Source organism: Endozoicomonas sp. SESOKO1 (assembly GCF_024606265.1).
GTDB lineage: Bacteria > Pseudomonadota > Gammaproteobacteria > Pseudomonadales > Endozoicomonadaceae > Endozoicomonas.
In genome coordinates this window covers 25,229-34,043 of record NZ_JAHHPP010000162.1, presented here as the reverse complement: position 1 = coordinate 34,043, position 8,815 = coordinate 25,229, and the positions used below count along the sequence as shown (strand labels likewise).

The 8,815-nt window shown below is 49.9% G+C and carries 6 protein-coding genes; 3 read left to right on the top strand and 3 right to left on the bottom strand.

Translation table 11 applies throughout. The annotated features are described in order from the left end of the window. The first annotated feature begins 51 nt into the window (after positions 1–51). Together KDK13_RS08005 and KDK13_RS08000 are read left to right on the top strand one after the other, a co-directional pair. The gene (locus KDK13_RS08005; RefSeq protein ID WP_257284454.1) at positions 52–198 is read left to right on the top strand and encodes a hypothetical protein; all 147 of its coding nucleotides are present in this window, start codon (positions 52–54) and stop codon (positions 196–198) included. Positions 199–1,303: 1,105 nt separating this feature from the next. Continuing rightward, a complete protein-coding gene (locus tag KDK13_RS08000) occupies positions 1,304–3,376 on the top strand; it encodes a hypothetical protein (RefSeq protein WP_257284453.1) in 2,073 nt (690 codons plus the stop codon). Here KDK13_RS08000 and KDK13_RS07995 read toward each other — a convergent pair. The 3 genes from KDK13_RS07995 to KDK13_RS07985 all read right to left on the bottom strand — a co-directional run bounded on the left by KDK13_RS07995 (position 3,266) and on the right by KDK13_RS07985 (position 6,432). After that, positions 3,266–4,855, bottom strand: coding sequence for an ATP-binding protein (locus KDK13_RS07995; RefSeq protein ID WP_257284452.1), 1,590 nt, complete (start codon positions 4,853–4,855; stop codon positions 3,266–3,268). The genes KDK13_RS08000 and KDK13_RS07995 overlap by 111 nt on opposite strands. Positions 4,856–4,883: 28 nt before the next feature. Beyond that, the gene (locus KDK13_RS07990; protein ID WP_257284451.1) at positions 4,884–5,600 is read right to left on the bottom strand and encodes a winged helix-turn-helix domain-containing protein; all 717 of its coding nucleotides are present in this window, start codon (positions 5,598–5,600) and stop codon (positions 4,884–4,886) included. A gap of 526 nt (positions 5,601–6,126) precedes the next feature. Then, positions 6,127–6,432, bottom strand: coding sequence for a hypothetical protein (locus KDK13_RS07985; RefSeq protein ID WP_257284450.1), 306 nt, complete (start codon positions 6,430–6,432; stop codon positions 6,127–6,129). Between the two features lie 76 nt (positions 6,433–6,508). Here KDK13_RS07985 and nrdA point away from each other — a divergent pair, with 76 nt between their 5' ends. Beyond that, positions 6,509–8,779 (top strand): class 1a ribonucleoside-diphosphate reductase subunit alpha, encoded by a 2,271-nt coding sequence (gene nrdA, locus KDK13_RS07980; RefSeq protein ID WP_257284449.1) that lies wholly within the window; start codon positions 6,509–6,511, stop codon positions 8,777–8,779. Positions 8,780–8,815 lie beyond the last annotated feature (36 nt).

Sequence of the window (8,815 nt, the reverse complement as noted above, 5' to 3'; positions counted from 1 at the left end):
CCGTAACCAACAGCTGGTTGAGGAAAACGAACGGCTGAAAACCAGTTGCAGGTGCTGCAGGCAGAAAATCATCAGCTGGTTAGGGATGATAAACTGCACTGGTTTCTTATTGGTGGTGGTACGATATTACTGGGGGTTCTTCTTGGATTGTTCCTGCCGATGTTGAAGATTCGCAAGAAAGAGAGCGCATGGGTTTGAGTCCAGCGGGGCGGGCAGGTTAACTGCATGCCCCTGAAAACCATTCATATCAGATATTCCCGGGCAGCCCCCAGGTTCTATCCTCGCCATGGTGCTATGAGCCTGTCCGAGAATAGACTGCCCTACTGCGGTGGCAGCAAATTGGTCTAAAAAGTCCGTTTTGTTCGGCAAATAGCCCCGCTATTCACCTCACAAAACGAAATTTTTATCCTCAATTTGCTGCCATCCTCGCTACGGGCGCTATTCTCGGTCAGGCTCCTAGGATCAAACTCATGCTCCTGATAAAAAGTGAAGAAAAATGATAGTCTTATGAACTGACTTCAGGAGAAAGGCAAATAATGACAGTGCAGAAGCCGGATCTTGAGTTACGTTACCTTAAAATACTGAAAGCCAATCACCAAAGTGGCCGCCTGGTAGAAGACTATAGTCTTTTATATTCCATTCTAGTCAGCCCTGTGCAACCAGAAGCAGGAGGAACTTGAGCATCGTTTTGGGATGGAAGTGTTTACCCGTATAAATCCCGACCACGTTGCTTTACCACTGCAGGATTACAACTTCTGGAACTGGCGGAAAACCGGCAAAAAAAGTACTGCCACGATTCAAGTCGACAGCACAATGCTTCAATCTATAATGCTCAAATCTATTAAGTTGTCAATGACTGGCTTCCTGAATCTCATTTATATTTTGGGGCAAATTCAAATCATTGATAATTATTCCAGACACCCAACTTCCGCGTGGTATTTTTTATACCAGTACAATTAATCAGCGATAATCAATAATACGAAATTGAGTGAATCATATACTTTTTTTACCCGCGTTATGAACAGGTCATTAAACACCAAATATTTACCAGGAACACCGGCTATTTGGTCTACCTTTTAATTTATTATGATAATGTTCTTCAAAGAACCAAAGCACTTCCGGTGGCTGTTTTGTCAAGATTTGTCAAGAGTTTCTCGTGCCAATTTTATGTAATAGTTACCCTGTTAACAGAAAGAAAATAAAAACTGTCTTTCGAAAAGACCAAAAGGCATCAATAGCCAATCATTATTTAATTTTTCTATTCTTCACGACGATGACAGCAAGCCTTGATACTACAGGCGGCATGGAAATCACCAATACCTATCAGCTGATACATGATCACTTATCAAAAATCCACTCCGTAGATAAGTACAAGAATGCCATGAACTCTCGTAACCAGAAACAGGAGTTACCGGAAATTCTCCTGTCCCCGGGAGAAAGACGAAGCATTCTTTTGCAAAACTTTTCCCGAGTCCATAAGACAGGCAATGGGATAATAACCCATCATGCCGTTAAAGACCTGCATATTCTCAGTGGAACCCTACAAAATCCCGAGCATAGCCTGCTCAGCAATTTAGGCTCACCAATCACAGTCACTGGTGAAATCATGTTGGCAAACCTGCTGATATCCCCCATTGCGGATGTAGAAATCCTGCAAAAACGCCAGAGAGCGCTTCAATACCTGTTAGATAACCCTAAAGTCATCTTTCAGATAGAGGAGCAACTTATCCGTTATGCAGCGGATGAAGATGGACTCATAGCCCTGCTCGATCCTTCGGATGTGGTGAACAGCCCCCATTTTGATGAGATTGATTTCCAGACCTACATCCCGGGGCTCACCTCAGATGCCTCCTGTGAAGAAATTGCCCGCCGATTAAACGACACCATTAGTGTTATGAGTGCATTGAATGTTCCCATTGGCCTGATCGGATCCACACTTCTTGGAAAATTTGACGCTCAATATGGCATTATCCAGGGGCTTCTCAATTCAGTAATAAACCTGCCAGCCAACATGAACCTGGTCATTGCCGAAATGCACCAGCACTTTCAGGGGCTTCCACCACCGGTGAAAATTTTTACCCTCGGAAGCTTTGTCGTACTGCAAATGATCGCCATTTATCAATCATACCGGCTCTTTGAGGATAATCGGGCCGCTTACACGTTTATCATGGAGCGCAGCCGAAGACCCGGAAGAGCGCTGGAAAGTGCGAAAGAACTAAAACGACTGGCTCAATATCACCCTGTTCTCGAGGATATTCTGGTCCATTACAGTGGCTTCCTGAAGTTTCGAAATTCCACCCAGGTTCAGGAAATAGCAGCACTGTTAAAAGATGCGCCTGAGAAAACACCCGACGCCTACTCCTATCTGTCAACCAATATGGGGCGCTACAAAAAAAGCCTTATGCTGCTTCGCCGAAACCACATCCCACTGATCAGGATTATGCAGGCCACGGGCGAGATCGATGCCTGGCTGACCATTGCCAAGCTACTGAGGTCATCTTCTTACCGGGAAAAGAATCCATTATGCTTTGCACAATATGAAATATCCGGGCAGCCGGGTATCGAGCTTCTGGGCTTCTGGAACCCCTTACTCTCCCCTGCCATTGCTGTTGCCAGTGACCTTGCCGCCAGCCACGATACACCACCAGCTAATATCATTATCACAGGCCCAAATGCAGCCGGAAAGTCCAATGCCATGAATGCTGCAGCGCTTAACGTCATCATGGCACAGACACTGGGCATCTCCCCGGCTGAATCCTTTAAACTGACACCTTTTTCGTTCATCCACACCCACACGGTCATTGAACCGGAAATGATTACCGGCGTTTCCAGTTTCAGCGCAGAATCAAAACGGGCGATCAAGCTGCTACAGACATTACGCACCTTGAAGACTGGCCAGTTCAGCATTGCCTTTCTGGATGAAATTTTCAGCAATACCAGCCCAAAAGAAGGGGAGATCGGTGCACTGGCCTATATAAAGGCAATTGGCGATTTACCCGGAACGATCAGTATTTCATCTACCCACTACGCCAGGCTGACGTCACTGGCCGGTCAGTTCCCGGACAGGTTTCAAAATCTTCATGTCAGCGCTGAGATCAACAGTGAAGGCCGTCTGCACTACGATTATGCCCTGAAACCCGGTTTCTCAACACAGAATGTTGCCTTCCATATTCTCAAAGAGGAAGGAATCCAGGAGGACTTTCTTGATATTTTTCAATTTATTCTTGAAATGCCCGAGGAAGCGTCCCCTGCCCCCTCCGATTATTTAATGCCTCTGCTTTCTGGGCCAGACCAGGCTGAACCGGGCTCCTCCCAGGGGACTGTGGCTGACCAGCGCCCGCCCCCCATGCCAGTACATAATGCGCCGGACGATTGAGAGCCCCAGGCCATAGCCTCCTGATTTGCGCGTTCTGCTGTCATCCAGTCTGGAGAAAGCAGAAAATACCCTCTCCCATTGCTCTTCGGGAATCCCGGCACCATCGTCATCCACATCGATACGGCAGGTATCCTGGGTGGATGAAAATCGCACCTGAACTTTGCTGTCAGCGTATCGGCAGGCATTGCCCACCAGATTCTGTATAGCCCGATGAATATAGCGGCGATCAATTTCTACAAAACGCCTGGGGTTCAGGACATTGCAGGGAATATGCTCTATCTCAACCCGGTTCTGTAACCTGAGATGCTCGCCAACTACCTGTGCCACCACTTTATCGACATCATGACGTTTCAAACGGAGGGTCGGGGTTCCCTGTTCCAGGTTGGCATAGGTCAGAAACTCATCAACCAGATGATCCAGCTCCTGGATATCCTGATCCATGCCCTCCAGCTGAGCCTCGCGCTCTTCCTGTGTTCTCGCATCAGCAATCAGATCCAGGCCAAAACGCAACCTTGCAACAGGTGTCCTTAGTTCATGGGACACGCCACGGATCATCTCTTTCTGCAGACTCAGCAGACGTTGAATATGGTCGGCCATGGCGTTAAATGCCATGGCAAGTCGACCAATCGAATCCGCCCCCCCAACATTAACCCGTACCTCAAAGTCCCCACGGCTAAAGCGGGTAGCCGCTCTTTCCAGTTTGCGCAGCCGCTTCTCCATGCCCCTGACCAGGATATAGATCGCCAGGCTCAGAGAGATCAAGACAAAAAGCCCCAGGGTCAGGATCAGTTTAAACGGATAAGGGTTCAGTAATTTCAATGGGCCAAGATGGAGTATCTGATCACTGTCCGTCATCTGGGCATAGAGCTGGAGCGATTCTTCTCTTATGTTCAAAACAGTAACAATACTGCCCTGCTGCAACTGGGTGTTTTGCAGAGGCGTTAAAGACGTACCCGGGTATTGGACAATGGACACAGGAAAACTCAGCGACTCCCCGGATCGCTTTGCCAATACTGCAGCTCGCTCATCCGGAGTGTAGTGGCCAAGCAGGTGTCTGAGAAAAACAATGGTACCACTGGCCATTTGCTCTGATATCTCAGCCACACGCCCCTGCAACAACCACCGATCATCAATTAATGCGGTAATAACCGCTGACTTTTCGGTCAGCATCTGAACATCTATGCCCCCCAGGGAGAGCTGCTCAATTTCTTCAGGCGTGAAGTCTGATCGCTCCAGAGGCAACATTGAAAAAGGAATCGACAGTTTATGGCCCCACTCTCCCAGCCACTTCTGCCGCTGCGCCTCAGGCATTGCTGCCAGTACTTCAGAGACAAGGCGGAAGGTACCCCGGGCCATATCTTCCCGGTACTCAGCCAGTCGCACACCATTAACAATGGTGACGACAATACCGGAAAGCACGGAGACCAGAACCAGGGAAAACAACAGGCCGCCATAGATGCGAAGAAAAATACTACTCATGACGTTATGCCAGCAGCTGACTCATTGTTCACATGCTCTTCACGAAGAGATAGCCTTTACTGCGCACCGTCTTGATCAGACGAGGGTGCATGGGGTCGTCGCCAATTTTGGGACGAATTCGTGAAACCCTGACATCGATGGAACGATCCTGGCCGTCGTATTCAATCCCTCTCAACTGGGCAAAAATCTCTTCCCGGCTCAGCACCCGGCCAGCATTCGAGCAAAGCAGCCAGAGCAAGTCAAACTCAGCACTGGTGAGGTCGACGCTCTTGTCATCCAGCCAGGCCTCGCGCATGGAATTATCGACGACCAGGGCGCCAAAGCGCAGGCTAGTCTGCGCTTGCGGCTCGTCTTCTACGGGTGCCGTGCCCCTTCTCAGCAGGGCTCTTATTCGGGCAAGCAGTACTCTTGGGCGAACCGGTTTGGCAACATAATCATCCGCGCCCATTTCCAGCCCCAGTACTTCATCAAGGTCATCGGTCCTGGCGGTCAACATCAGTATTTGGCCATGATACTGGCCTCGCACCCGTCGGCAAATGGAAACCCCATCTTCTCCCGGCAACATCAGATCCAGTACCACCAGGTCGGGGCGCTCACTCAAAATACGCTCAACGGCCTTACCACCATCACCTTCAACCGATACCTGAAGGCCATTATTTTCAAGATACTCACGGGTCAGGGTTGCCAGACGCTCATCATCCTCAACAATCAGGATGCGACCCGTTTCTGCGTTATCCAAAGCCATTGTTTTACACCCCAGGGTTTAACAGACAAATTACTGAAAGTACTGAAGCCATTGCGGTAGTGCAAAGCGGCAAAAATGCAGTACTTCGCTGGCAATCTGATCCTGTACGGGCCGTAGATGTTACACTACCGACGGTCGAACGTCCTCCCCGGAACAAGAGCAGGCCCAAACATTTCTGAGTCAGCGTCCGGAATCCATAACATTCATTATTTTTTTATCAGAACCGGACTCAGAATTTTTTTATTTTGACAAAATCTCCGCTTGATCTTGCAAATTTTTCGTTCTGTCTGAAAAAGTTACCCGGGAGTTAGCAGACACCAACACGGAAAGAAACCCACAGCTTATCCACAACCCCCCCCCCTGTTTTACCGGCTTGAATTTCTCCCGACTGCGCATTATCTTGTGTATATAAACGGTTGCTACACAATATATGGTATCCCTCATAGGGTCCCCCTCGCTGCTGAGTAACGCATTGCCTGAAATTGCCTGAAAAAGTACAGCATACTGGAAATGCCTCAGACAACATTCAGGAAGAACAGCGGATTAACTGTTGGCAGCAGCGTACAACGGAAGAGCGGACGGTGATCAGGGAAGAATGCACACGCAGGTTTTCAGCTGCACGGCCCTGTGGCGCCGACACTGCAGCCTGTCTCGCAGAGGCGGGAATCTGGTTCACCAGGTATTCCCCGGCATTATCCCGGACAGACTCATATTCATCACGACCACTGCAGTGCAAAGCGGTTGGCTTAAAGGCAGTGATGGATAGTGGCGTTGCGGTTGTATGGACAGTACGGGAGGCAGATGCTGCCTGCTGACGGACCAACCGAGGCACGAAGCGCACTGCAACGTCATCTAAAGCAGCGCTTTCATCTCAGAGCATTTTCATTGAATACACAGGTAAGGGTTGAATGAACAAAAATATCCTGGTCACCAAACGTGACGGAGACAAGGAACAGCTGGATCTTGAAAAGATCCACAAAGTAATTACCTGGGCTGCAGAAGGCCTGGATAACGTCTCCGTTTCCGAAGTTGAACTTAAGTCTCATATACAGTTCTACGACGGCATCAAGACCACGGATATCCATGAAACACTGATCAAATCCGCTGCCGACCTGATTTCAGCCCAGGCTCCGGACTATCAGTACCTGGCTGCACGCCTGGCCATTTTCCACCTGCGCAAAAAGGCCTACGGCCAGTTTGAACCGCCCAGACTATTTCGCCATGTGGTCAAACTGGTGGAGATGAAGAAGTATGACCAGCACCTGGTGATGGACTACAGTGAGGCTGAATTTGATCAGATGGAAAGCTTTATTGATCACAGCCGGGATATGAACTTCAGCTATGCGGCGGTCAAGCAACTTGAGGGCAAATACCTGGTGCAGAACCGGGTAACCGGCGAGTACTATGAAAGCCCCCAGATTCTCTACATGCTCATTGGTGCCTGCCTGTTTGCGCAATACCCGAAAGAGACTCGCCTGGATTTCATTGAGCGTTTCTACCATGCGGTGTCCACCTTCAGGCTCTCTTTGCCCACTCCGATCATGTCCGGGGTACGCACCCCTACCCGTCAGTTCAGCTCTTGCGTGCTGATTGAGTGCGGCGACTCACTGGACTCCATTAATGCCACCTCCAGCGCCATCGTTAAATACGTCAGCCAGCGTGCGGGCATCGGTATCAATGCAGGCAATATTCGCGCCCTGGGCAGCCCGATCCGCGGAGGAGAAGCCTTCCATACCGGCTGTATTCCTTTCTACAAGCACTTCCAGACGGCGGTGAAGTCGTGCTCTCAAGGGGGCGTTCGCGGTGGTGCAGCAACCCTCTTCTACCCGATCTGGCACCTGGAAGTTGAAAACCTGCTGGTTCTGAAAAACAACCGGGGGGTTGATGATAACCGCGTTCGCCACCTGGACTATGGCGTGCAGTTTAACAGGCTGATGTATCAGCGCCTGATCGAAGGCGGCAATATCACCCTTTTTTCCCCCAGCGATGTGCCGGGGCTTTATGATGCGTTCTTTGCCGATCAGGAAGCGTTTGAAAGGCTCTATAAGCAATATGAACAGGACAGCAGCATCCGCAAAACCACGCTGAAGGCGATCGAGCTTTTTTCACTGTTCGCTTCCGAGCGGGCCAGTACCGGGCGGATCTACCTGCAAAACGTCGATCACTGCAATACCCACAGCCCATTTGACCCGGCAGTGGCTCCGGTCCGTCAGAGCAACCTGTGTCTGGAAATTGCCCTGCCCACCAAACCCCTGAACCATGTCCATGACGAAGAGGGCGAAATTGCCCTGTGTACCCTGGCCGCCTTTAACCTGGGTGCCCTGAACGATCTTGAAGAGCTGGAAGAATTATCTGAACTGATTGTGCGTGCACTCGATAGCCTGCTGGACTATCAGGACTACCCGGTTCCTGCGGCCTATAACTCAACAATGGGACGACGTCCCCTGGGTGTCGGGGTCATCAATTTCGCCAATTACCTGGCCAAAAACAATGTTCGTTATTCCGATGGCTCTGCCAACGGCCTGACCCACCGCACCTTTGAGGCCATTCAGTACTACCTGTTGAAAGCGTCAAACCAGCTGGCCAGAGAGAAAGGCACCTGCTCCAAGTTCAATGAGACCACGTATGCCAAGGGTATATTGCCTATCGATACCTACAAGCGTGACCTTGATACGGTTTGTGAAGAGTCCTTGCACCTTGACTGGGAAAGTTTGCGTAAGGAGATTAAATCCTTCGGCCTGCGCAACTCAACCCTGACCGCATTGATGCCATCGGAGACTTCATCCCAGATCAGTAATGCCACTAATGGTATTGAGCCTCCCAGAGGCTATGTCAGCGTTAAAGCCAGTAAAGACGGCATTCTCAAGCAGGTTGTTCCTGACTTTGTCGAGCTTCAGGATCGTTATGAACTACTTTGGAACATCCCGAACAATGATGGATACCTGCAACTGGTTGCCATCATGCAGAAATTTGTCGACCAGACGATCTCCGCCAATACCAACTATGACCCGGCCCTCTTTGAAGGCGGCAAAGTACCGATGAAGCTGCTGCTGAAAGATCTGCTGACCGCTTACAAACTGGGCGTAAAAACCCTGTACTACCACAATACCCGTGATGGTGCCGCTGACGCTCAGAATGATATGGATGATGGCTGCGCAGGCGGTGCCTGCAAGATCTGATGAACATTTCCATCTCGTGACTTACCGAGTGCCAGA

What these genes read in the sequence shown, in the direction of transcription:
- KDK13_RS08000 (WP_257284453.1), top strand. Translation starts at nt 1,304, where the DNA reads ATGGAAATCACCAATACCTATCAGCTGATACATGATCACTTATCAAAA.
- nrdA (WP_257284449.1), top strand. Translation starts at nt 6,509, where the DNA reads ATGAACAAAAATATCCTGGTCACCAAACGTGACGGAGACAAGGAACAG.
- KDK13_RS07990 (WP_257284451.1), bottom strand. Translation starts at nt 5,600, where the DNA reads ATGGCTTTGGATAACGCAGAAACGGGTCGCATCCTGATTGTTGAGGAT.
- KDK13_RS07995 (WP_257284452.1), bottom strand. Translation starts at nt 4,855, where the DNA reads ATGAGTAGTATTTTTCTTCGCATCTATGGCGGCCTGTTGTTTTCCCTG.